The sequence below is a fragment of the Streptomyces sp. NPDC023541 genome (assembly GCF_055559995.1).
This window is the reverse complement of the sequence record NZ_JBVHJO010000007.1, coordinates 241,805-264,657: the sequence shown is the minus strand read 5'-3', so window position 1 is coordinate 264,657 and position 22,853 is coordinate 241,805. Positions and strand designations below refer to the sequence as shown.

Genomic DNA, 22,853 nt, shown 5'->3' with positions numbered 1-22,853 from the left:
CCGCCGCGTGTGCCGCCGCCCGCCGGTTCAGTCCTTGAGGAAGTCCAGGACCCTGCCGATGACCTCGGGGTCGCCCAGGATCCGGCGGTGGCCGAGCTTGCTCGTGATGAGCAGCTCCGCCCGGTCGCCGTAGCTCGCGGCCAGCCGGCGGCCCTGGTCGACGCCGACCTCGCGGTCGTTCTCGTCGTGGACGACGAGGATGCGCGCCGTGATCTCCTCCGGCCGGTGGTCGGCGGAGAAGCGGTTCCAGACGTCCCGCTCGGGCGCGAAGAACAGCTCGGTGCGCCGGCGCAGTTCGGCGGCGAGGGCGGGTCGCAGGCCGAGCTGGCCGCAGAAGGTGTCCGGCAGCGAGCCGAAGTCCGCCACGGAGGAGATGGAGACGAGCCGCTCGGTGACGAGGCCGCGGCGGGCGGCCAGGTAGGCGGAGGTGCCGCCGAAGGAGTGCCCGACGACCGCGTGGAAGTCGCCGTACCGCTCCTGCAGCGCCGTCATGACGGCGCCGTGCTCCAGGATGGTGCAGGTCGAACCGCCCGACGAGCCGTGGCCGGGGGCGTCGTAGGCGACAGCGGTCAGGCCGAGGGCCTCGATGCCCTCGACGAAACCGGCGAAGTTCGCGGCCCGCCCGCTCACGCCGTGCACCAGCAGGACGGGCTTCTCGCCGTTGCCCCAGCGGTAGGTGCGGATGTCGCGGCCGCCGACGGTGAGGGTCTCCTGCTCGGCGCGGTCGTGGACCTCCCGCTGCTCGGGCCGGACCGGGGTGCGGGGCGGTGCACCGTGGAACAGCTTCCAGGCCGGGCCTCCGGCCGCCTTGACGGAGACGTAGGACACGGCGTTGATGACGTTGCGTATGGTGCTGAGGGAAGCCATCCGGCTGCCTGCTTTCTCGCTGGGTCGGGACGGGAAGTGGGGGGAACAGGCGCCAACACGACGCGCGTGGGACTCAGTTGACCTGGCGCTCCCGGTCCTGCCAGAAACGGTCGCGCAGTTCCCGCCGGAGGATCTTTCCACTCGGATTGCGCGGGAGGGTCTCGATGAACTCGAAACCGGACGGAATCTTGAAGTCGGCGACCGTGCCCTTGAGGGAGAGCACCAGCTGCCGCGGACTGACCTCGTGACCGGGCCTGACCACGACGAACGCGTGGACGGCCTCGCCCCAGCGCTCGTCCGGGACGCCCACGACCGCCGCCTCCACCACGGCTTCGTGCCGGGCGAGCGCGTTCTCGATCTCGGCCGGATACACGTTCTCGCCGGCCACGATGATCGTGTCCTTGATCCGGTCGCAGATGAACACGTAGCCGTCGTCGTCGAGGTAGCCGGCGTCCCCGGTGTGGATCCAGCCGTCCACAAGGGTGTCCGCGGTGGCCTCGGGCAGCCCCCAGTACGAGAGCATCCGCGAGGGCGTGCGCAGGCACACCTCGCCGATCGCGCCCGTGGGCAGCACCCGGCCCGCCCGGTCGACGATCTTGGCCTCGAAGCCCGGGTAGGGCCGCCCCGCCGCCTTCAGCCGGGCCCCGCCGGCCACGTGCTCGTGCGGCGGCAGGCACACCGCGGTGTTGCCCGTCTCGGTGAGTCCGTAGATCTGCGCGAATTCGCAGCCGATCCGCTCCAGGCACTCCTGGAGCAGGCTTTCGGAGATGGGCGAACCGCCGTAGACGATCTTGCGGAGCGTCGCGAAGTCGGCGGTGCCCGCGCCCGGTTCGGCCAGCATCATCTGGAGCATCGCCGGCACCAGGCACGTGGTGCTGACCCCGTGCTCGCGGATCAGCCGCACCGCCTCGCCGCTGACGAACATCCGCATCGCGACGTTGGTGACACCCGCGTTGAAGCCCTGCGTGGCCCACCAGAGGCCGCCGATGTGGAAGCCGGGGATGCCGATGAGGCTGACGTCGTCCTCACGCCAGTCGATCCACCCCAGCCCCTCGGACGCGAGGGCGTCGCGCACCTTGAAGAAGCTGCGGTGCGCGAGCACCACGCCCTTGGGCAGGCCCGTGGTGCCGCTCGTGTAGATCTGGGCGATCGGGTCGTCGGGGGAGGCGGACGTCTCCGGGTCGGCGTCCGAGTGCCCCGCCTGCCAGGCGGTGAAGCCGCTGCCGGGGCCCGCCGGGCCGTCGAGGGCGACGATCCGCACCTGCGAGGGCAGTTCGGCGGCCGCCTTGTGCGCGACGTCGAGGAACTCGTCCTCGACGAAGAGCAGTGCGGTCCCCGAATCCCGCAGGATGTGGTCCACCTCGGAGGCCGTCAGCCGCCAGTTGATGGGGACCAGGACCGTACCGGACTTCGCGCAGCCGAAGAGGATGTCGTAGTAGTGCTCCGACTCCTTGCCCAGGTACGCCACCCGGGAGCCGCGCACCGCCCCGGCGGCGTGCAGTGCGCGGGCCGTCCGGTTGCTGCTCCGGTGCAGCTCCCCGTAACCGACCTCGCGGCCCTCGCAGACCACGGCCGTCCGGTCGGGGCGCTCGGCGGCGTGGAAGGCCGCCGTACGGTCCAGGGTCTGCAGCTGCGGGTGGTGCATGTCCGGCTCCTCGCTCCTCAAGTCCACTGGTTGCCCTCCGGCCAGTACCGCCGGCCGCGCACGGGCGCCGGTCCGGGCGCCTGCCGCGGGGGCCCGTCCACGCCCTCCATCAGGACGTGGGCGTTGGTTCCGGTGAAGCCGAACGCACTCACCCCGGCCAGCCGCCGCGGCGCGTCCGGCCACGGCTCGGAGGCCGTCGGCACCCGCAGCGCCAGGCGCTGCCAAGGGATCGCCGGGTCCGGCACGTCGAAGCCGGGCTGCACCGGGACCGTGCGGTGGTTCAGCGCCAGCACGGCCTTGATCAGGCCGGCCGCGCCGGACGCCGTCTCCAGGTAGCCCAGGGTGCCCTTGGCCGAGCCGACGAGCAGCTCGGGCGCGTCCGCCGCGTCACGGCCGTAGACGCCCGCGAGCGTCTCCGCCTCGATCACCCCGCCCAGCTTGGAGCCGTTGGCCTGCGCCTCGACGTAACTCACGGCGTGCGGGTCGATCCCGGCGGAACGCAGCGTGTCCGCGATGACCCGCCGCTGGCCCAGCGCGGACGCCGCGGCCATGGCGGGCCGGTCGCCGTGCTGGTGGATGCCGCTGCCGCGGACCACGGCGTACGGGACGTCCCCGTCCGCCTTGGCGTCGGACTGGCGCTTGAGCACCAGCACCCCGCAGCCCTCGCCCCGCACGTGTCCGTCGGCCGCCGCGTCGAAGGGCCGGCTGCGGCCCGTCGGCGAGACCATGCCCGCCTGGGCGAACACGGCCGTGGTGAACGGCGCCAGCAGCAGGTGGCAGGCGCCGACGACGGCGAGGTCGCACTCGCGGGCCCGCAGCGCGTGCGAGGCCAGGTGCAGCGCGGTCAGCGCCGAGGAGCAGGCCGTGTCGACCGTGAGCACCGGCCCGCCCAGGCGCAGCCCGGTGGCGACGCGGGCCGCGGTGGCGCTCAGCGCGCCACCGGTGCCCATGTACGGGGAGAGGCCCTCGGGCCCCACCCCGTTGCGCAGACAGGCGTAGTTGTACTCGACGGTGCTCACCCCGGCGAACACGCCGACCCGGACGTCGGTGCCGGGCGCCGCTCCCGCGTCCTGGAGCGCCTCGGCGGCCACCGTCAGCAGCAGCCGCTGCTGCGGGTCCATGAAGGCCGCCTCCTCCTCGCCGATGCCGAAGCGCTCGGCGTCGAAGAGGTCGATGTCCGCCAGGTAGGAGCCCTGGCCGAGCAGCCCGGCCAGGGGAGCCAGGTCGGGTGCCTCCACGTTCCACCGGGGGCGGCCGGTGGAGTCGACGGGTATCCCGCCGCCACCGGCCACCACGCGGCCCTCCCGCAGCGCCTCCCAGTACTGCCGGGGGCTGTCCAGGCCGCCCGGCAGGCGGCAGGCGAGCCCGGTGACGGCGATGCCCTCGGTCTCGCGCAGCCGCTGCCGTGCCAGCATCAGGACCAGCTGCTTGCGGGAGAGCCCCGACAGGGACTCGATGTACTCCTTCACCGCGTCACAGATCCATCAGTTCGGCCAGTTCGGCGTCGGCGTCCGCCTCGGACAGCTCCCGGACGTCCGCAGGCTCCCGGCGCGCGGCCCCCTCGTCGGCGGCCGGCGGGGAGATCTCCTGGTCCAGGTACTCGGCCAGCAGCAGGATCGAGGGGTAGTCGAACACGATCGACGTCGGCAGCGGCACCTGGAAGCCCGCCTCCAGGGCGTTCTTCAGCTCGACGGCCACCAGGGAGTCGAGTCCCAGCTCGGTGAACTTCGCGTCCGCCGGGACGTCGTCCGCGCCCTCGAAGTGCAGGAGCACGGCGATGCGCTCACGGATCAGCTCGTTGACCGTGGCCCGGCGTTCGGCCCGCGGCAGCGCCCGCAGCGCCTCCAGGTCCACCGTGCGCACCGCCGCGGCGGAGGCCCGCGCCACCTCGCGGTAGAGCGCGCTCACCGCCGGCCGCCCGGACGCGTACCGGTCCCAGTCGAACTCGCCGATCGTCACGTGCGACTCGCTGCCGCCCAGCGCCTTGAACAGGCACCGCGCGCCGTCCGTCGGCTTGAGGAACCGCATCCCCTGGCCCTCGATGCCGCGGATCAGCTCGGCGCTGAGGTTCGCGGCCATGCCCACCTCGGCCCACGGGCCCCAGCCGATGCTGAGACCCGGCAGGCCCGCCGCGGAGCGCCACTGCATCACCGTGTCGACGAAGGCGTTGCCCGCCGCGTAGTTGCCCTGCGCCACCGGTCCCAGCACCGAGGCCACCGAGGAGTAGCCCACGAGGAACGGCTCCTCGGGGAAGGTCCGCAGGACCTGGTCGAGCTGCCAGGTGCCGAACACCTTGGCCTCGAAGACCTTCTCGATGCTCTCCCAGTCCATCGCCGAGATCGGCATGTCGGCCAGGACGCCGGCGCCGTGGAAGACGCCCGCCAGCGGCCTGCCGGACGCCTTCAGGTCCTCGGCGATGCGGAGCACGTCCTCGGTGCGGGCGATGTCGCCCTGGTAGGCGGTCACCGAGACCCCCTCGCCGAGGCCGGCCGCGATGGCCGCGGTCCGCTCGGCGGACACGGCCCGCCGGCTGACCAGCCCGATGTGCCGGGCGCCCAGGGCGACCAGGCGTTCGGCGGTGACGGTGCCGATGGCGCCCAGACCACCCGTGATCAGGTACGTGCGGTCCGCGGCGATCTCCACGGGCCGGGCCGGGCGGTCGCCCGACGCGGTGAGGTCGAGGACGAGCTTGCCGATGTTCGCACCCCGGCTGAGGACCCCGAACGCCTCCTCGATCTCCTCCAGGGAGTACGAGGTCGTCGGGATGGGCCGGATCTCCTCGCGCTCCAGGAGGCCGGCGACGGTCTCCAGGATCTGCTTGTTCACCGCGCGCAGCTCGTGCTCGGGGAACTCGCTGAGGTCGAAGTTGTGGTAGGCCACGTCCGGACGCGCCTCGCGTGCCTGCTCCGCTGACCAGATGCCGATCTTGCCGAGCTCCACGAAGCGACCGCCCCGGCCCAGCGCCCGCATGCCCTCGGCGATGTACTCCTTGTTCAGGCTGTTGAGGACGATGTCGACGCCCGCACCGCCGGTGATCTCCAGGATCCGCTCGGCGAACTCCGGGGAACGGGAGTTCAGGACGTGCTCGACCCCCTGGGCGTGCAGCAGGGCCTGCTTGCGCGGGCTGGCCGTGGCGATGACCTCGGCCCCGGCGAGCTTCGCCAGCTGCACCGCGGCCTGCCCCACCCCGCCCGCGGCGGCGTGCACCAGCACCTTGTCACCGGCCTTCATACCGGCCAGGTCGTGCAGGGCGTAGTACGCGGTCACGTACGCGGTGGCCAGACCGGCCGCCTCGGCGAAGCCGACGTTGGCGGGCTTGCGCACCGCCATGGCCGACGGCACCGTCACCCGGCGCTTCATGCACCCGAGGTGGCTGAGGACGACCTCGTCGCCCGGGGCGAACTCGGCGTCCGGGCCGGCCGCGAGGACCGTGCCGGAGCCCTCGAAGCCCAGCGGCAGCCGCTGGTACGGCACCCCGGTGTCCTCGGCGTGCTGCTTGAGCAGGCCGAGCGCGTTGAGGACGTCCTTGAAGTTGAGGCCCGCGGCGTGCACCTGGACCTGCACCTCGTCCCCCTGGGGGGTGACGTCGGCGAGCGGCACCGGCTTGATGTTCGAGAACTCGCCGTACTCCGTCACGGTCAGCTCGAAGTTGTCGTCGTCCGCGGCGGCCGGCTCCACCGGGCGCAGCCGGCGTACGTGGCGGTTGCCCGCCCGGTAGCCGATCTGGAACTCCTCGGCCTCCGCGGCCAGCCACTCGTCGGCCAGCGACCGCGCGTCGCCGCCCTCCGGCAGGTCGACCAGGGTGACCTTGTACGTCGGGTACTCGCTCCACAGGGACAGGCCGAAGCCCCACAGGGAGGACGCGGGCACGGCGCCGGCGCCCGGCGCGGGCACGTCGCCCGGCAGCCGCTGAGCGCCCTCGGTGACCAGCCACAGCCGCTGATCGCGGCCGAAGCCCTGCTGCTCCAGCGAGGCCAGCAGCGCCAGCAGGTCCCGGTAGTTGGCCTCGGACTCGGCGCGCAGCCGCTCCTCGGTGAGCGGCCCGGGCTCGGCACGCCAGAACCAGGCGACATCGGTGGGCCGGCCCCCCAGGCCCTGGGCCGCGCGGGCCGTCGAGCCGGCGTCGGGGGCGAAGGCCAGGGAGGCGTCGGCCGCCTCCAGATCGCCGACCGCCCCGGCGAGGGCCGTCTCGTCCCGGCCGACGACCAGGATCCGGCGGGCTCCCTCGGCGCCGCGCCGCACCAGTGAGCGCTTGGTCCAGCGCGGGGTGTGGAAGAACCTGCGGCGGGGCCCGCCGGCGGTGTTGGCGACCCGCTTGAAGCCCAGGTCGCGCACCACGAACAGCGGCCGGTCACCCTCCAGCAGCACCAGGTCGGCGGTGAGTTCCCCGTCGGCGCTCTCCTCGCTGGTGATCCGCGCCAGGCTGCGCAGGGCGCCCTGCTTGGGCTTCTTCAGCAGCTGGAAGGTGCCGAAGGCGACCGGGAGGTAGGTGTGGCCGTTGTCGAGGACGGCCGCCAGGGACTGGATGACGTTGTCGAGGACCGACGGCGGCATGTGCTCCACCGCGCCGGCCGGCCGGCCGAGGAGCTGGGCGACGGCCACGCCGTCGCCCTCGCGGGCCAGGAGCTCGATGCGGCGGAACTCGGGGCCGTACTCGAGACCGAGGTCGGCGAAGTCGGCGTACAGGTCGTCCGCCCGGCGGGGGGCCGGAGCCTGCCCGTCGGCGTCGGCGGCGGCCAGCGCGGACAGTTCGGCCGCCGCCTGCTCCAGCTCGGGCAGCAGGGTCCAGCCGGCGGCGATCCGGGCGACGGCGTGCCGCCGCTCGATGGCCCGGCCGGAACCGTCGACCCGGCTGACGATCTCCACCTCGGCGCCGCCGTCGGGCAGTTCTCTCAGGCGGGTGCGGACCTCGGTGGGCTGGTCCTCGGTGAGGATCAGCGGTTCGAGGATCTCCACGCCCTCCAGCGGCCGGCCGGTCTCGCCGTACACGGCGTCCTGGAGCGCCAGCAGGATCTCGACGTAGCCCGCTCCGGGGAACACCACCTGGCCCATGACCACGTGGTCCGCGAGCTGGGCCGGGCGGTCGGGGGCGATGGTCGCGGCGAACTCGCGCAGGCCCTTCTCCCGGCCCGCGGCGTCGGTGATCTCCTGGCCGAGCAGCGGGTGGTGGACGCGCGAGGCGTCGGCCACCAGCTCCTTGGAGTGCCGGACGCCGTTGATGGGGAGCCAGTAGCGCTTGCGGTCGAAGACCGTGCGGGGCAGCGGGACGCGGCGGTGCGGGCGGCCCGCGTGGTAGCCGGCCCAGTCCACGTGCAGGCCCGCGGCGTAGACGTCGGCGAGCGCCTTGCGGGCCGTGGAGCCGGCGGTGTCCTCGGCGCCGGTGCTCGCCACCCACACGTGGTCGCGGGCGTCGAGGATGCGCCGGCCCAGGCCCAGCAGCGTCGCGGCGGGCCCGACCTCGATGAAGGCGTGGCGGCCGCGGGCGCCGATGGTGGCCATGCCCGCGCTGAAGTCGACCGGCTCGCCGATGTGGCGCACCCAGTACTCGGGGGTGGCCAGCTCGGCCGGGTCGGCGACGGCGCCGGTCAGGTTGGAGACCAGGGTCAGCTCGGGCACCCGGAAGTCGATCGTGGAGACGACCTCGCGGAAGGCGTCGAACACCTCGTGCATCAGGGGAGAGTGGAAGGCGTGCGAGACCGGCAGGGCCTTCGTCTTCACCCCGCGGGTGGTGAGCGCGGCGGTGATCTGGGCGAGCGACGCTGTGCCGCCCGAGATCACGCACTGGCCGGGGGCGTTGAACGCGGCGAAGGAGACGTCCGCGTAGGACTCCAGCAGCGGCGCCACCTCCTCGGCCGGCGCCGTCACGGCGACCATGCCGCCGGGGGCGGTCACCGACTGCATCAGCCGGGCGCGGGCGGCGACCAGCCGCACGGCGTCCTCCAGCGAGAACAGCCCGCCGATCGCGGCGGCGACGACCTCGCCGATGCTGTGGCCGATCAGGACGCTCGGCTCGATGCCCCAGCTCAGCCAGAGCTTCGCGGTGGCGTACTCCAGGGCGAACAGCGCCGGCTGGGTGTAGCGGGTCTCGTGGATCACCTCGGCGTCCTCGGCGGTGCCGAGGACGAGGGCCTTCACCGACCGGCCGATGGCCTGCGAGAACAGCTGGTCGCAGGCGTCCAGCTGCTCCCGGAAGACCGGGTGGGCGTCGTACAGCGAGCGGCCCATTCCCGGGTACTGAGAGCCCTGCCCGGTGAAGAGCAGCGCGACCTTGCGCAGGTCGGACGCGGCCGCGGGGGCCTTGTCCAGGAGCGCCTCCAGCTCGGCGCGGTCACGGACCACACCGGTCAGGCGGGTGCCGAAGTGGGCGCGGCCGATGTTGCCGGTGTAGCAGAGGTCGGCGAGGTCGGCGTCCGGGTTCTCGGCGAGGAAGGCGCGGTAGCTCTGCGCCTGGAGGGCCAGGGCCTTCTCGCCCTTGGCCGAGAGGGTGAAGACGTGCCCCGCGCCCTGCGGCGGGTCCTGGTCGGGGTGCTCCTGCCCGGCGGGTGCGGGCGGCTGCTCCAGCACGGCGGAGGCGATGGTGCCCTGGAAGCCGAAGGAGTTGATCAGGGCGCGGCGGACCGGAGCCTTCCAGGCGCGTCCCTCGGTCGGCACCTCGACGGGCATGTTCGCCCACGGGATGTGCGACGAGGGCCGGTCCGCGTGCAGGTGCGGGTAGATCTCGCCGTTCTGCAGCTGGAGCGCGGCCTTGACGACACCGCCGATGCCGGCGGCGGCCTCCATGTGGCCGATGTTGCTCTTGAGCGAGCCGACGACGAGCGGCGCGTCCGCGGTGTGGGAGCGGGAGAACACCCCGTTGATGGCGCCCATCTCGATGGGGTCGCCGAGCGAGGTCCCGGTGCCGTGCGCCTCGACGTAGGAGACGTCGCCGGGCTCCAGCATCGCCGCCCCCAGCGCGGCCCGCATCACCTGTTCCTGGGCGGAGCCGTTGGGGACGGTCAGGCCGCCGCTCTCGCCGTCCTGGCGCACCGCCGTGCCGCGGACCAGGGCGATCACCCGGTCGCCGTCGCGCAGGGCGTCGGACAGGCGCTTGAGGACGACCATGCCGCAGCCCTCGGCACGGCTGTAGCCGTCGGCCGAGTCGTCGAAGGTCTTGCACATCCCGTCGGGCGAGAGCATGCCCGCCTGGGAGAAGACGATGTGGTTGCGCGGATGGTGGATGGCGTTGACGCCGCCGCACAGCGCGATCTCGCACTCGCCGCGCCGCAGCCCCTCGACCGCGAGGTGCAGGGCGACCAGCGAGGAGGAGCAGGCGGTGTCGATCGCCATGCTCGGGCCGCGCATGCCGAGGAAGTAGGAGATGCGGCCGGCCGCGACGCTGTGGGCCGTACCGGTGCCGACGTTGGCGTCCAGCTCGTCGTAGGCCAGGTCGTCGATCTCGATGGTGTAGTCGACGCACGAGATGCCGACGTAGACGCCGCCTTTGCCGCCGCGCAGGCCGGTCGGGTCGATGTTCGCGTGCTCCAGCGCCTCCCAGGCGGTCTCCAGCACGAGCCGCTGCTGCGGGTCGATGTACTGGGCCTCCTTGGGGGAGATGTTGAAGAAGCGGGGGTCGAACCGGTCGATGCCGTCCAGGAAGCCGCCGCTGTGCGGCAGGATCTTGCCCTTGGCGTTCTCACCGCCGGACGCGAACTCCGCCACGTTCCAACGCGATTCGGGAATGGGCCCGGTCCCGACACCGCCGGCGCGCAGGAACTCGGTGAAGCCCTCGGGGGTGTCGTTGCCGCCCGGGAACCGGATTCCGGCCCCGACGATGGCGACGGGTTCGTACTTCTCCAGCATCAGCTCCTTGAGGAGCTGCTTGTGCTGCTGGAGAGCCTCACGGGACGCCTCCAGCTCATCCTGCTCACGCGCGGGCGTGTTGGGCACGGTCTTTCCTCCAGATCCGGCAGGGCCGCGAGGACCCTGCCGGAGAGACGTGGTCAGGCCTGGTAGAGGTCACTCAGCAGGTCGTCCACCAGGGACTTGCGCAGGTCGGGTGCGGCGGGCGCGGCGGGGACCGCCGGGCCGGGTGCCGGCGCACCGTCCAGGGGCTGCGTGAGCAGGTGGTCCAGGAGCCGGTCGACCGTCGGGCTGCCGAAGAGCACGGACGTGTCGATCGTGACGCCGAGACCGGCCTCCAGCCGCTGCTTGATCTCGGTGGCGCGCAGCGAGGTCAGGCCCAGGTCGAAGTAGTTCTCGTCGAGCGGAACGGTTTCGTCCCCGGTCATCAGCAGGGCCGTACGGAACTCCCGGACCACGAGGGCCTCCAGCTCCGTCCGCCATTCCGACCGGGGGAGCCGCCGGAAACGGTCGGCCGCACGGGGGTCGATGGTCATCGTTGCACCGCAGTCGTCGGATGGGTGATGGCGATCTTCACTTCGCCGTGGCAGTTGCCGCCGCTCGCGTCCCAGTACCGGCAGGCGGTGTGGACGACGAGCAGCGGCTCGCGGATGTCGCTGCCCTCCCACTCCACGACGTCCAGGATCTGGATCTCGCCGGAGAAGTGGCGGCCGCGCATGGCCCGCTTGAAGGTGCTGCGGAAGTCGGTGATGAGGAAGTCGGCCAGCTGGCGCTGCCAGTAGTCCTCCATGGACCAGTGCGCGAAGGACTCCAGGAGCCCGTCCTGCACCGACTTCGCGATGACGTAGTACAGCATCTGGTTGTAACAGATGTTGAACTCGACCGAGTTGAAGTGCCCGGTGTCGTCGATGTAGCACGACTCGGGGATCTCGAACTCGCAGCGGGCCGACACCAGCCCGGCCGGCCCGTCACCCCCTACCGCCACCTCGCACGACTTCAGGTACTGGCAGTGCTCCCGGTAGGGCTTGAGCACCTGCGCCAGCAGTTCGGTGTCGGTCATGGTCAGTAGCGGATCGGAATGGCCTTGGGGGCGCGGATGAGGTACGCCTCGCGCCACTGGACGGAGTCGGCGGGCGCGGCCAGTTCCAGGTTGGGCAGGCGGCGCAGCAGGGTCTCGATGGCGATGGCGATCTCCATGCGGCCCAGCTCCGATCCGGGGCAGTAGTGCGGGCCCTGGCCGAAGGCGATGTGCGTGAGGTTGGGCCGGTCGAAGTCGACCTCGTCCGGGTTCTCGAAGCGCAGCGGGTCACGGTCCGCGGCACCCATGGAGCACAGGACGACGTCGCCCTTCTTGATCTCCACGCCGCCGATCGCCATGTCCTCGGTGGCGAACCGGCGAACACCGGTGTGGGCGGTGCCGTACAGGCGCAGCAGTTCCTCGACGGCGTCCGGGATCTGCTCCGGGTGGGCCCGCAGCCGCTCCAGCTTGGGCCGGTCGTCCAGCAGGGCGAGCATGCCGCCGCCGATCATGCCCACGGTGGTGTCGTAGCCGCCGAGCAGGACCATGAAGCCCAGGCCGATCAGCTCGTGGTCGTCGAGGTGCTTGCCGTCGTCGTCCGTCCAGGCGATCCAGTCGGAGAAGATGTCGTCGCCCGGGTTGGCGCGCTTGTCGTCGATGAGGCGCTTGAGGAAGCCCAGCATCGTCGCGCCGGCCTCGCGCACGACCTCGGTGTTGATGCCCAGCATCGAGTCGGTCCAGTACTGGAAGTTCGCGCGGTCCTCGTCGGGGACGCCCATGATGTCGCCGGTGATGGTGATCGGCAGGGGCAGGGCGATCGCCGTCATGAGGTCGGTCTCGCCGGACTCGCCCATCGCGTCGATGTAGCCGTCGGTCAGCTCGACCACGCGCTTGCGCAGCGCGCGCACGCGCTTGATCGCGAACGACTTGTTCATGAACTTGCGCAGCCGCATGTGCTCGGCACCGTCTTCGGTGGCGACGGTCTTGGTGCTGAACTCGGCCGGGAGCGGGAGCGTGCGGTAGTCCTCCCCGGCGTGTTCGATGCTGCGGGCGAGCCGGCGGTCGGCGAGCGCGTCCCGGGTCTCCTCGAAGCCCGTGACCAGCCAGGCCGGGAAGCCCTCGGGGGTCATGACGCGGTGGACGGGCCCCTTCTCGTGCAGGGACGCATAGGTCCCGTAGGGGTCGCGCATGTACTGCTGGTCGAACACCTCATGGGCGACCGGGCACTGGGGAGCGGTCATTCTTCACCTCTGTAGAGCGGGACTCGTGGGGGGCCGGCGGGAGGGTGCACCGCGTCAGGCGCCGATGCCCTCGTAGAAGGGGTACTGGTCGTACACGGTCACGCGGTGCGAGACGGCGGGCTCCGCAGTGGCGGTGTGCAGTGCCCGGTGGACGAGGCTGCGGTTGTCCCAGACGAGGAGGTCGCCCTGCTCGAAGGTCTGCAGGTGGATGTTCTCGTGCTCGAACGTGTCGTCCAGCTGGCCGCTCGACTCCAGGAGGGCCGTCAGCAGGGACTTGTCCAGCGCGTTGCCGTCCGCGTCGATCAGACCGGTGGTGAAGCCCTCGCTGATGTAGAGGACGGTCTCGCCGGTGGCGGGGTGCTTGAAGGCGGTCGGGTGGGGCGACGGGGGCGTCTTGGCCTGGATCTCGTCGACCAGCTCCCCGACGGGGCGGTAGACGTCCTCGGGGCGGATCTTGAAGTAGCGGCTGACGTTCTGGACCGCGCGGGTGCCCTCGACGGCGTGCTTCAGCTCGTCGGACAGGCCCTCGTAGGCGCGGCCCATGTCGATGAAGAAGGTGCCGCGGTTCTTCTTGGGGACGACCTGCGGGTAGATGAGGGTCAGGCCGAAGGGGTGCGGCATGAACTGGTAGTCCGCGTGCCAGAACTTGCCCGTCTTCGGGACGCCGACCTGGGTGCCGTCCGAGCTCGTCACGTTCGAGGACACGAAGATCTCGGAGACCTCCGGGTGCTGGTACATGGGCTCGTAGTACGTCTCCACGGTGCCCAGGCGGCGGCCGAGCTCGGCGAATTCCGGGGAGGACAGGTGCTGGTTGCGCAGCACGACGATCTTGTCACTGTAGACGCGGTTCTTGATCTCTTCGAAATCCGCTTCCGTGGCGGTGCTGAGATCGAATTCCTCGACGGTTACGCCGAACTTCTTGTCTTCTTGGCGGAGAATCTTCACGAGAACCTCTCTCGGTGGTCGAGTCGCGCTCGAATGGAGACTATCGGCGGAGACTAAAGCCCTTCTTATTCCGCGCTTGCTGCCGATGTGGTCCGGGATTCCTCCGCCGCCCGGCTCTTGACCGTGGCGGCATAGGTGTCCACGTATTCCTGGCCGGTCAGAGCGGATATCTCCTGGGTGATCCGATTCGTGACCGTCCGGCGCACGCGGCGGTCGTCCTCGCGCCCGGCGTGCTCGGGGAAGGTCATGGGGGTGCCGAAGCGGACCTCGAAGCGGGAGACGTAGAGCCGTTTGGCGCCGGCCGGGTGCACCCGCTCCGTGCCGGTCAGCCCGCACGGGACCACCGGCGCCCCGCTCCGCAGCGCGATCCACGCCGTGCCCGTGTTCCCCTTGTACAGGCGGCCGTCGGGCGACCGGGTGCCCTCGATGTGGACGCCGACCCCGTGCCCCTCGCGCATGATCCGCAGGGAGGTCTCCAGGCCCGCCATGGTCGCGGAGCCGCTCGTGCCGTCCACGGAGATCATCCCGACGGAGCGGAAGAACAGGCCCTGCAGCCGGCCCTTGAGGCCGGGCATCTCCAGCCAGCCCTGCTTGCCCACGAAGTAGAGGTGCCGCGGGACCAACAGCGCGATGAATATCGAGTCGAAAAAGGACAAGTGGTTCGCCGCGATGATGAACGGGCCGGATTTCGGCAGGTTGTCGACGCCGCTGACGCGGGGCCGCAGGACGAGCTTGAGCGGAATGAGGAGAAGCCGCCTCAGCAGCATCCGGAGCATGTGCACGTCTCCATCTCTGAACGTCTCGGCCGAGCGTTCACCGGGAATATAGGAGGGGTCGACGGGGTGGGCAAGGCTGATTTAGTGCCGCGGACAGCCGGATGAAAGGGTCGCTTTAGCCGGGTGCAGTCCGCTTCTTGTTAGGCTGCTGCGCGTTTCACTGCTCAGGATTCAGAGACGAGGATGTCGTGCCCCAGCCCGCCGATCTTGCTTCCGTCCGTGCCTTCGTCGAGCGCGAACTCGTCGACTTCGGGGCGGAGCCCGACGCGATCACGGACCAGGCCAGGCTGGAGGAGCTGGAGATCGACTCGCTCGGCGTCGTCGAGCTCACCGCTTCCGTCAAGCGCGAGTTCGCCGTCGACGTCCCCCTCGAAGCGCTGACCAAGGACCTGACGGTCGCTGCGGTCGTCGCCCTGATCCAGGACGCGGCAGCGGCCTGACCGGACGGCGCCGCGCAGGCAGGGCCGGTCCCGGACCACCGTCCGGGACCGGCCCTCGCGCGTACCCGCCGGCGGTCAGGCCGCGGGCGGGCGCTCCGCGTCGAACGGGGCGTAGCGCCGCCGTTCCCACGGGTACGCCGGCAGGTCGACGACGCGCCGGGGCAGGTCCGCGAACCCGGGTGCCGTGTCCGCCGCGACCTCCCGGACCTCCGGCGGGGTCAGGCCCCCGGCGACGGCGTCCAGGGCGGCCGCCGCCCGGTGCCGGTCGGACGCCTCGACCCGGATGCGGGTGGCCAGGGCCGTACGGCCGTGCGTGACGGTGTAGGCGAAGGCGGCGTACTCCTCGTCCTTGATGCCGGCCAGGCGGGCGGCCAGCCGCCCCGCGTAGGACCGCAGCGCGGCGGGGGTCCGGGCCGACACCTCGAAGCCGGTCACGGCCACGGGGCCAGCAGCGGCCGGGCCCGTGGCCGTCCCCGGGGCCGGTGCGCCGAGCACGACGTGCGCGTTGGTGCCGCTCATGCCGAAGGAACTGACGCCCGCGTACGCGCCGGCTCCGGCAGGCCACGGCTCCAGTTCGGTCGGGATGCGAAACCCCGTCCCCGACAGGTCGATGCGCGGGTTCAGGGTGGTGAAGTGCGGTACCGGCGGCACCGCCCGGTGCCGCAGGCTCAGCATGGCCTTGATCAGGCCCAGCACACCCGCCGCCGACTCCGTGTGGCCCAGGTTCGCCTTGGCCGAGCCGAGCAGGACCGGCGCCCCCGCGCCGCCCGGCCGGCCCAGGGCCGCCGCCAGCGCCTCCACCTCGATCGGATCGCCCAGCGAGGTACCGGTGCCGTGGGCCTCCACATGGCCGATGTCGGCCGGGCCCAGGCCCGCCTCCGCCAGCGCCCGCTCCACCAGACGGGTCTGCGCCAGCACGTTGGGCGCGGTGAAGCCGGAGGCCCGCCCGTCGTGGTTGACCGCCGAACCGTGGATCACCGCGTGCACCCGGTCGCCGTCGCGCACGGCGTCCGCCAGCCGCTTGAGGACCACGATGCCGCAGCCCTCGGAACGGGTGAAGCCGTTGGCCCGCGCGTCGAACGGACGGCACACCCCGTCCGGGGACAGGGCGCCGGTGCGCGCCGCGAGCGCGGTGGCGTGCGGGGACAGCACCAGGTTCACCCCGCCGGCCACCGCGATGTCGCACTCCCCGCTGCGCAGCGCCTGCCGCGCCAGGTGGATGGTCACCAGCGAGGAGGAGCAGGCCGTGTCCACGGCCATGGCCGGGCCGGTCAGGCCCAGCGTGTGCGCGAGCCGCCCGGCGGAGAAGCAGTGCCCGTTGCCGGTCGCCCAGTACGAGTCGGGCCCCTCGCGCATCCACTCCCGGTAGTCCTGGCCGGTGATGCCCACGTACAGGCCCGTCGCGGCCGCCGCCGCCCGGCCGGCGGGGATGCCGGCGTCGTCCAGGGCCTCCCAGACCACTTCGAGCAGCATCCGGTGCTGCGGGTCCAGGGAGCGCCCCTCGCGGGGCGCGACACCGAAGAACGGACCGTCGAACTCCAGTACCTCGTCCAGGAACCCGCCCCGGTGCGGCACCTCGTCCCAGGCCTCCCCGAAGGGGGCCCGCCGCGACTGCGGGATCGGACGCACCGCGTCCGTCCCCGACGCCAGTGCCGACCAGTAGCCGTCGAGGTCCTCGATGCCGCCGGGGGCCCGCAGGCCGACGCCGACCACGGCGACCGGCTGGGCGCCCCGCAGCGCCGCCAGCTCTTCGCGCAGGGCGCGGATCGTCTCCATGGCCCGGCTGACCGGGGTGGCGCGGACCGCGCCCGCCGCCTTGCCGCTGTCCTGTTCCACCGTCAGGCCTCCTGTTCCGCGAGCCGCGCCACCAGCGCGCCGGCCAGCGGCCGCAGCGCCCCGTACGTCCACAGGAGCGTCGGCGACAGCCGCAGCCCCAGGTCGGCCTCCAGCCGGTTGCGCAGCTCCAGGCTCATCAGCGAGTCCAGTCCGAGCGACTTGAGCGGCGTCTCGCGGTCGATGGAGTCCGCGGACAGCCGCAGCACCCGGCCGGCGAGCTGCCGTACGCGCTCCTCGACCACCGCGTGCCGCTCCTCCTCGGGACAACCGCCCAGCAGCTGGCGGAAGTCGCCGCCCGAGCCGGCGCCCGGCTCCTTCGTCGTGCGCAGCAGGCTCCAGCTGGGCAGGCCCGCCGCCGCCGGGTACGTCTCGAACCAGCGGCGCGGGTCCAGGGCCACGTACCCCACGACGCTCTCACCGTCCGCGAGGAACGACTCCAGCGCCCGCCAGGCCTCGGCGGCCTCGAAGCCGTCCATGCCGCGGTCCGCGAGGCGCTCGCCGCGCTCGGCGGACCGGGCCGCCAGGCCGATCCCGTCGAAGGTGCCCCACTGGACGCTGAGCGCGGGCCGGCCCGCGGCCCGCCGGGACGCGGCCAGCGCGTCCATGTACGTGTTGGCCGCCGCGTAGGCGGACTGGCCGACGTTGCCGACGAGCCCGGCGGCCGAGGAGAACAGCACGAAGAGGTCCAGCGGATCGTTCGCCGTCAGCCGGTCCAGTTCGGCGGCGCCGTCGACCTTCGGCGCCAGCACCCGGGCCAGGTCGTCCGCGTCGAGGTTGCGCACGACGGCGTCGGAGAGGACGCCCGCCGCGTGGAACACGCCGCGCAGCGCCGGGAGTTCTGACCGCACCCGGGCGAGCGCCAGGTCCAGGGAGGTGGCGTCGGCGACGTCCGCGTGCACCACCGCGACCCGGGCGCCGGCCCCGCGCAGCGCCGCGATGCGGTCCGCGGCCTGCTGGGACGGCGCCGAACGGCCCAGCAGGGCCAGGGCGGTGGCCCCGCGCTCCACCAGGTGCTCGGCCAGGGAGAGTCCGAGGTCGCCCAGGCCGCCGGTGATCAGATAGGTGCCGTCGGCGCGGAACCGGCCGTACGGCAGCGGGTCCGCCACCACCCGCTCGACGCTCTGCGGTCCGTACAGCACGAACTTGCCGATGTGGTCGCCGTGCGACATGGCGCGCAGCGCCTCGGCCGCGTTGTCGAAGGTGTACTGGGTGACGGGCAGGGCCGTGAGCCGGCCCGCCTCCACCTCGTCCCAGACCGCGCGGAAGAGGCGGGCGAACCGCTGGGGCCGCCGCATGACGAGCCCCTCCAGGTCCACGGCCGCGAAGCTGACGCCCTTGCGGAAGGGGGCGAGGCCCAGCGTGCGCTCGCCGTGGATGTCCTTCTTGCCGACCTCGACGAACCGGCCGTCCTCGGCGAGCACCTCCAGTCCGCGCGCGATGGCCGCGCCGGTCAGCGAGTTGAGGACGACATCGACGCCCCGGCCGCCCGTGCGCTCCAGCACGGCGTCCGCCCAGGACAGGTCGCGCGAGTCGAAGACGTGCTCGACGCCCAGTTCCCGCAGGTAGGCGCGCTTGGCGGCGCTGCCCGCCGTCGCGATGACCTCGGCGCCCAGCATCCGGGCCACCTGGACGGCGGCCAGGCCCAGGCCGCCCGCCGCCGAATGGACCAGGACGGTCTCGCCCGGCTCCGTGCGGGCCAGGTCGTGCAGCGCGTACCAGGCGGTCGCCAGGACCAGCGGCAGCGCGGCGGCGTCCTCCTGCGTCATCCCCTCCGGCACCGGCCGTGCGTGGTCGGCGCGGACGGTCACGTGCGAGACGATCGCGCCGAAGATGCACGCCACCACCCGGTCGCCGACGCGGAACCCGGCCGTGCCGGGGCCCACCGAGACGACCCGGCCGGAGCAGTCCCCGCCGAGCAGGTCCTTGCCGCCGGCCTCGTCGGGGTAGGTGCCCACGGCCTTCATCACGTCGATGAAGTTGAGGGAGGCCGCGTCCACCTCGATCTCGATCTCGCCCGGCCCCGGCCGGCGGCGCACCAGCGGCAGGTAGCGCAAGGACTCCCACAGGCCGGGCCGCGGGCCCGGGTGCAGCCGGAACGGCTGGCGGCCCGTGTACGGCAGCGGTGCGGCGGAGTCGTCCGGGCGGTGCCCGCCGCGCTCCAGCCGGCCGGCCAGGCGCCGCTCCCCGCGGCTGAGGACCTGGTCCTCGCGCTCGGCGTCCAGCAGTTCCCGTACGACGCCGGCCGCCCACCCGTCATCGCCCGCGGTGTCCACCAGCCGCGCCGCCAGCCCCGGGTGCTCGCCCTGCAGGACCCGTACGAAACCCCAGTACAGAGCGGCTCCCGGGTCGGGCGCCTCGGTGGCCGAGGCGGCCTGGGCCCGCGTGGTCAGCACCGTCAGGCGGGGCGCCACCGGCCGGTCCGCGCAGGCCCCGGCGAGCGCGCCGAGAGACGGCAGGCCCGCCCGCTGCTCCTCCTCGCCCGCCGCACGGTCCGGGGCGACGAACACGACCTCCCCGCCGTCCGCGGCCCGCAGCGCCTCGGCCCAGGCCTGCGTTCCGTCGGCCCAGGCCCGCGGCAGCGTCACCGCGGTCCCGCCCAGCGCACCGGCCAGTTCGACGACGGCGGCGCGGGCCGAGTCCGGTCCGCACACCAGCCAGGGCCCCTGCTCCGCGTCCGGTCCCGGTCCCGCGTAGGGGCGTTCGCGGAAGCCGAAGCGGTGCACGCGCTCGGGGGCCGGTCCGGACCGCTCGCCCGTGCGCAGGCGGCGCAGCTCCAGCCCGCTGACGCGGGCCACCGGCTGGCGGTCCGGCCCGTACAGGGCCAGGTCGAAGAGCCCGTCGGGGCGGCGCACCGCGTGCACCCACAGCTCCGTCAGGTCCGAGGGCCGCCCCGGCAGCAGCGCGAGCCGCTCGATCGCGACGGGCACCACGGTGTCCTCGTGCCCGCACAGCGCGAGGGAGACCTGGAACGCCCCGTCCCACAGGGCGGGGTGCAGGACGAACCGGCGGGCGCCGGGCCGGCACTGCTCGGCCAGGGTCACCCGGCCGAGGGCCGCGTCGCCGTGCACGCGCAGTTCGGTCACGCCCTGGAAGGCCGGGCCGTAGCGCAGCCCGCGGGCGGTGCAGGACCGGTAGAACGCGGCTCCGTCGACGGCCGGTTCCCTCAGCAGGTCGGTGGGGAAGACCGGCGGGGCCGCCTGCTCGGAGCGGTAGGAGGCGTGCGCCGTCATGTGCCGCGTCCAGCTGTCGGCGCCGTCGGGCAGCGACAGCACCTCCAGGCCGGCGCCCTCGCCGGCGTCCTCCCGCCAGACGCCGCCCAGGTGCAGCCCGCCGTCCGTGAGGGTCATGTCGCTGAGGAAGGACAGGCCGCGCAGCGACTGCGGGACACCGCCGGTACGGGCGGCGGCCGTGCCGAGGCACAGTTCGATCGAGGCCGCGGCGGGCACGACGACGGCGTCGTGCACCTGGTGGTCGGCCAGCCACGGATGGGATCCGGTGCCGATCTCCGTGGTGCCGTGCCAGGTGCCGGCCTCGGTCGGCAGCGGGGCGAGCGGGAAGGCGAACGCGGCCGAGCGGCCCGCTCCGCGCTGCGGCGCACCGACCCAGTAGCTCTCGCGCTGCCACGGGTACGCGGGCACCCCCGCGTCGCGCGAGGTCGGGCGCGGCCCGTACGCCGTCAGGCCCGCGACGTGGCCCTGCGCGAAGCTCTCGGCGAGGTCCTCGGGGGCGCCGCGGTCGCGGTGCAGGGTGCCCAGCACGGCCGGGGGCTCCTTGCGCAGCGCGCCGATCTGCTCCAGCGCCGGTACCAGGACCGGGTGCGCGCTGACCTCCACGACATGGGTGACGCCCTCGTCGAGGAGCGCGTCCAGGGCCTGTGCGAAGCGCACCGGGCGGCACAGGTTCTCCACCCAGTACGCGCCGTCCATCTCCGGGCCCGCCAGTTCCGCGGCGCGCACCGTGGACATGAGGGGGATCGAGCCCTCGCCGGGCCGGACCGGGGCGAGCACCTCGTGCAGTTCGTCGGTCAGGTCCAGCATGAGCGGGCTGTGGGACGCGTAGTCCACGTTGATCAGACGGCAGTACGTGCCGTCCGCCTCCAGGAGTTCCTTCAGCAGCAGCACCGAGTCACCGTCGCCGGAGAGCACGCAGGAGCTGGGGCCGTTGTGCACGGCCAGCGCCACGCAGTCCTCGAAGCCCTCCAGGGCGGCGGCGGCCGCGTCGGCGTCGAGGTCGACGGCGAGCATCCGGCCGGTGCCCGCGGCGGTGCGCAGCAGCACGGCGCTGCGCCGGGCCACGACGAGGGCGGCGTCCTCCAGGGAGAGGATCCCGGCCACGGTGGCGGCGGCGATCTCGCCCTGGCTGTGCCCGACGACGACGTCCGGTTGCACACCGGCCGCGCGCCAGGCGGCGGCCAGGGCGACGGAGACCGCCCACAGCACCGGCTGGACGATGTCGACGCGGCCCATCCAGGCGTCGCCGTCGCGGCCGGTGAGCACCTCGGTCAGGGACCAGTCGGTGTGCGGGGCGAGGGCCGCGGCGCACCGGTCGATCACCGCGGCGAACCCCGGGTCCTCGGCGTACAGCCGGGCGCCCATGGCGGCCCACTGCGAGCCCTGGCCGGGGAAGACGAAGGCGGTACGGCCGCGGTCGCGGGCCCGGCCGCCGACGGTGCCCGACGAGGTGGCCTCCGGGTCGGCGGCGTAGGCGTCGAGCGCCGCGCGCAGGCCCTCGCCGTCCGTGGCGACGAGGCCCGCCCGGAAGGGGAACTGGTCGCGCTGCCAGCCGAGGGTGGCGGCGATCTCCCGCGGGTCGGCGCCGGGGACGTCCAAGGCCTCGCGGACGTCGCGGGCGCGCTGGACGAGGGCCGCCTGGCTGTGGGCGCTCAGCGGCAGGACGAAGGGCGCCCTGCCGCGGCCTTGCGGCACCGGTCCGTCCGCCGCTTCGGTGGCCGGGGGCGCCGCGGTGATCACGGCGTGGGCGTTGGTGCCGCCCCAGCCGAAGGAGCTGACGCCCAGGTAGACCGGACCGCCGTCCGAGGGCAGCGGCAATGGCTCCCGCACCACCTCCAGGCCCAGTTCACCGAAGGGGATGTCCGGGTTGAGCTCGGCGGAGTGCAGGCTGGGCGGCACGACGCCGTGCTTCAGCGAGAGCACGGCCTTGAAGAGACCGGCGAGCGCGGCCACCGGTTCGAGGTGCCCGATGTTCGTCTTCACCGACCCGATGCCGAGCGGCCGGCCCGCCCGCTCGGGGGCCTGCCCCAGCACCCGGCCCAGGGCGGTCGCCTCGACGGGGTCGCCCGCCCGGGTGCCGGTGCCGTGCGCCTCCACGTACGCGACCCGGTCGACGGGGATGCCGGAGTCGGCGTAGACGCGGCGCAGCAGGTCCTCCTGGCCGGCCAGGCTGGGCGTCACCAGGCTGGTGCCGCCGCCGTCGTTGTTCGAGGCGGTGCGCACGATCACGGCGTGCACGCGGTCCCCGTCCCGGCGGGCCCGCTCCAGGGTCTTGAGGTAGACGGCGGCCACACCCTCGCCGCGTACGAAGCCGTCCGCGCCGGCGCCGAAGGCGCTGCACCGGCCCTTGGGGGAGAGGCCGCCGAAGTGGGTGAGGCCGATGGTGACGTCCGGCGTGAGCATCAGGTTGGCCGCGCCGACCAGCGCGCCGTCGACGTCGCCGGCCCGGATCGCCTGGCAGGCCAGGTGCAGGGCGACGAGGGACGAGGAGCAGCCGGTCTCCAGGGTCAGGCTGGGGCCCGTGAGACCGAGGAAGTAGGAGATCCGCGCGGACAGCATGTCGAGGGCGTTGCCGGATATGGAGTGCTGGGTCGGGCGGGCGCCGCGGTCCTCGCGCAGCCGCTCGTAGTCCTGCCACAGGCCGCCGAAGTAGACGCCGGTCCGGGTGCCGCTCAGGCTCGCCGTGGGCACTCCGGCGTCCTCCAGCGCCAGCCAGCTGGTCTCCAGCATCAGCCGCTGCTGGGGGTCGAGGACCTCCGCCTCGCGCGGCGAGACCCCGAAGAAGGCCGCGTCGAACTCGTCGATGCCGTCGAGGAAGCCTCCGTGGCCCTGGATCTCCTTCTCCGGGTCCAGGGGCTGGTCGGTCTTCCAACGGGCCGACGGGATCGGGCGGATCGCGTCGCCGCGGTCCATGAGCAGGTCCCAGAACCGGTCCGTGTCGGGAGCCTCGGGGAATCGCCCCGCCATCCCCACGATGGCGATCAGCTCAGCCGGGTCGTGATGCACTTCCTACCTC

12 protein-coding genes are annotated in these 22,853 nt (G+C 73.1%); 1 reads left to right on the top strand and 11 read right to left on the bottom strand.

Features of this window, described 5'->3' with window-relative positions; genetic code table 11:
* Positions 1-27: 27 nt before the first annotated feature.
* The 9 genes from ACZ3X1_RS19705 to ACZ3X1_RS19665 form a co-directional block, all read right to left on the bottom strand.
* Complete coding sequence (locus tag ACZ3X1_RS19705; protein WP_356812705.1) at positions 28-867, bottom strand: alpha/beta fold hydrolase; 840 nt, start codon at positions 865-867, stop codon at positions 28-30.
* 73 nt (positions 868-940) lie between these two features.
* Entirely contained in the window at positions 941-2,512 is a 1,572-nt protein-coding gene (locus tag ACZ3X1_RS19700; RefSeq protein ID WP_467280431.1) for a long-chain-fatty-acid--CoA ligase, read from the bottom strand.
* Between the two features lie 17 nt (positions 2,513-2,529).
* Positions 2,530-3,981 carry a beta-ketoacyl [acyl carrier protein] synthase domain-containing protein gene (locus tag ACZ3X1_RS19695; protein ID WP_390076401.1) on the bottom strand — a complete coding sequence of 484 codons (1,452 nt, stop codon included), beginning with the start codon at positions 3,979-3,981 and terminating at the stop codon, positions 2,530-2,532.
* A gap of 4 nt (positions 3,982-3,985) precedes the next feature.
* A complete protein-coding gene (locus tag ACZ3X1_RS19690) occupies positions 3,986-10,438 on the bottom strand; it encodes a type I polyketide synthase (RefSeq protein WP_467280430.1) in 6,453 nt (2,150 codons plus the stop codon).
* 53 nt (positions 10,439-10,491) lie between these two features.
* A complete protein-coding gene (locus ACZ3X1_RS19685; protein WP_356812701.1) occupies positions 10,492-10,887 on the bottom strand; it encodes an acyl carrier protein in 396 nt (131 codons plus the stop codon).
* A complete protein-coding gene (locus ACZ3X1_RS19680) occupies positions 10,884-11,411 on the bottom strand; it encodes an FcoT family thioesterase (RefSeq protein ID WP_356812700.1) in 528 nt (175 codons plus the stop codon). The genes ACZ3X1_RS19685 and ACZ3X1_RS19680 overlap by 4 nt, the downstream gene beginning before the upstream one ends.
* Before the next feature lie 2 nt (positions 11,412-11,413).
* Positions 11,414-12,610, bottom strand: a complete 1,197-nt coding sequence (locus tag ACZ3X1_RS19675; RefSeq protein WP_467280428.1) for a cytochrome P450 family protein — start codon at positions 12,608-12,610, stop codon at positions 11,414-11,416.
* 54 nt (positions 12,611-12,664) lie between these two features.
* Positions 12,665-13,555 (bottom strand): (3R)-3-[(carboxymethyl)amino]fatty acid oxygenase/decarboxylase, encoded by an 891-nt coding sequence (gene scoE / locus ACZ3X1_RS19670; protein ID WP_390076406.1) that lies wholly within the window; start codon positions 13,553-13,555, stop codon positions 12,665-12,667.
* 65 nt (positions 13,556-13,620) lie between these two features.
* Positions 13,621-14,331, bottom strand: coding sequence for a lysophospholipid acyltransferase family protein (locus tag ACZ3X1_RS19665; protein WP_467280427.1), 711 nt, complete (start codon positions 14,329-14,331; stop codon positions 13,621-13,623).
* Positions 14,332-14,519: 188 nt separating this feature from the next.
* Between ACZ3X1_RS19665 and ACZ3X1_RS19660 the strand changes: the two genes are divergently transcribed.
* Positions 14,520-14,771, top strand: a complete 252-nt coding sequence (locus ACZ3X1_RS19660; protein WP_030649152.1) for an acyl carrier protein — start codon at positions 14,520-14,522, stop codon at positions 14,769-14,771.
* Between the two features lie 75 nt (positions 14,772-14,846).
* Here ACZ3X1_RS19660 and ACZ3X1_RS19655 read toward each other — a convergent pair whose 3' ends face one another.
* Positions 14,847-16,607, bottom strand: a complete 1,761-nt coding sequence (locus ACZ3X1_RS19655; protein WP_467280425.1) for a beta-ketoacyl synthase N-terminal-like domain-containing protein — start codon at positions 16,605-16,607, stop codon at positions 14,847-14,849.
* A 2-nt stretch (positions 16,608-16,609) separates the two neighbouring features.
* Complete coding sequence (locus tag ACZ3X1_RS19650) at positions 16,610-22,843, bottom strand: type I polyketide synthase (protein ID WP_467280424.1); 6,234 nt, start codon at positions 22,841-22,843, stop codon at positions 16,610-16,612.
* Positions 22,844-22,853 lie beyond the last annotated feature (10 nt).

What these genes read in the sequence shown, in the direction of transcription:
- ACZ3X1_RS19705 (WP_356812705.1), bottom strand. Translation starts at nt 867, where the DNA reads ATGGCTTCCCTCAGCACCATACGCAACGTCATCAACGCCGTGTCCTAC.
- ACZ3X1_RS19700 (WP_467280431.1), bottom strand. Translation starts at nt 2,512, where the DNA reads ATGCACCACCCGCAGCTGCAGACCCTGGACCGTACGGCGGCCTTCCAC.
- ACZ3X1_RS19685 (WP_356812701.1), bottom strand. Translation starts at nt 10,887, where the DNA reads ATGACCATCGACCCCCGTGCGGCCGACCGTTTCCGGCGGCTCCCCCGG.
- ACZ3X1_RS19680 (WP_356812700.1), bottom strand. Translation starts at nt 11,411, where the DNA reads ATGACCGACACCGAACTGCTGGCGCAGGTGCTCAAGCCCTACCGGGAG.
- ACZ3X1_RS19675 (WP_467280428.1), bottom strand. Translation starts at nt 12,610, where the DNA reads ATGACCGCTCCCCAGTGCCCGGTCGCCCATGAGGTGTTCGACCAGCAG.
- ACZ3X1_RS19665 (WP_467280427.1), bottom strand. Translation starts at nt 14,331, where the DNA reads ATGCTCCGGATGCTGCTGAGGCGGCTTCTCCTCATTCCGCTCAAGCTC.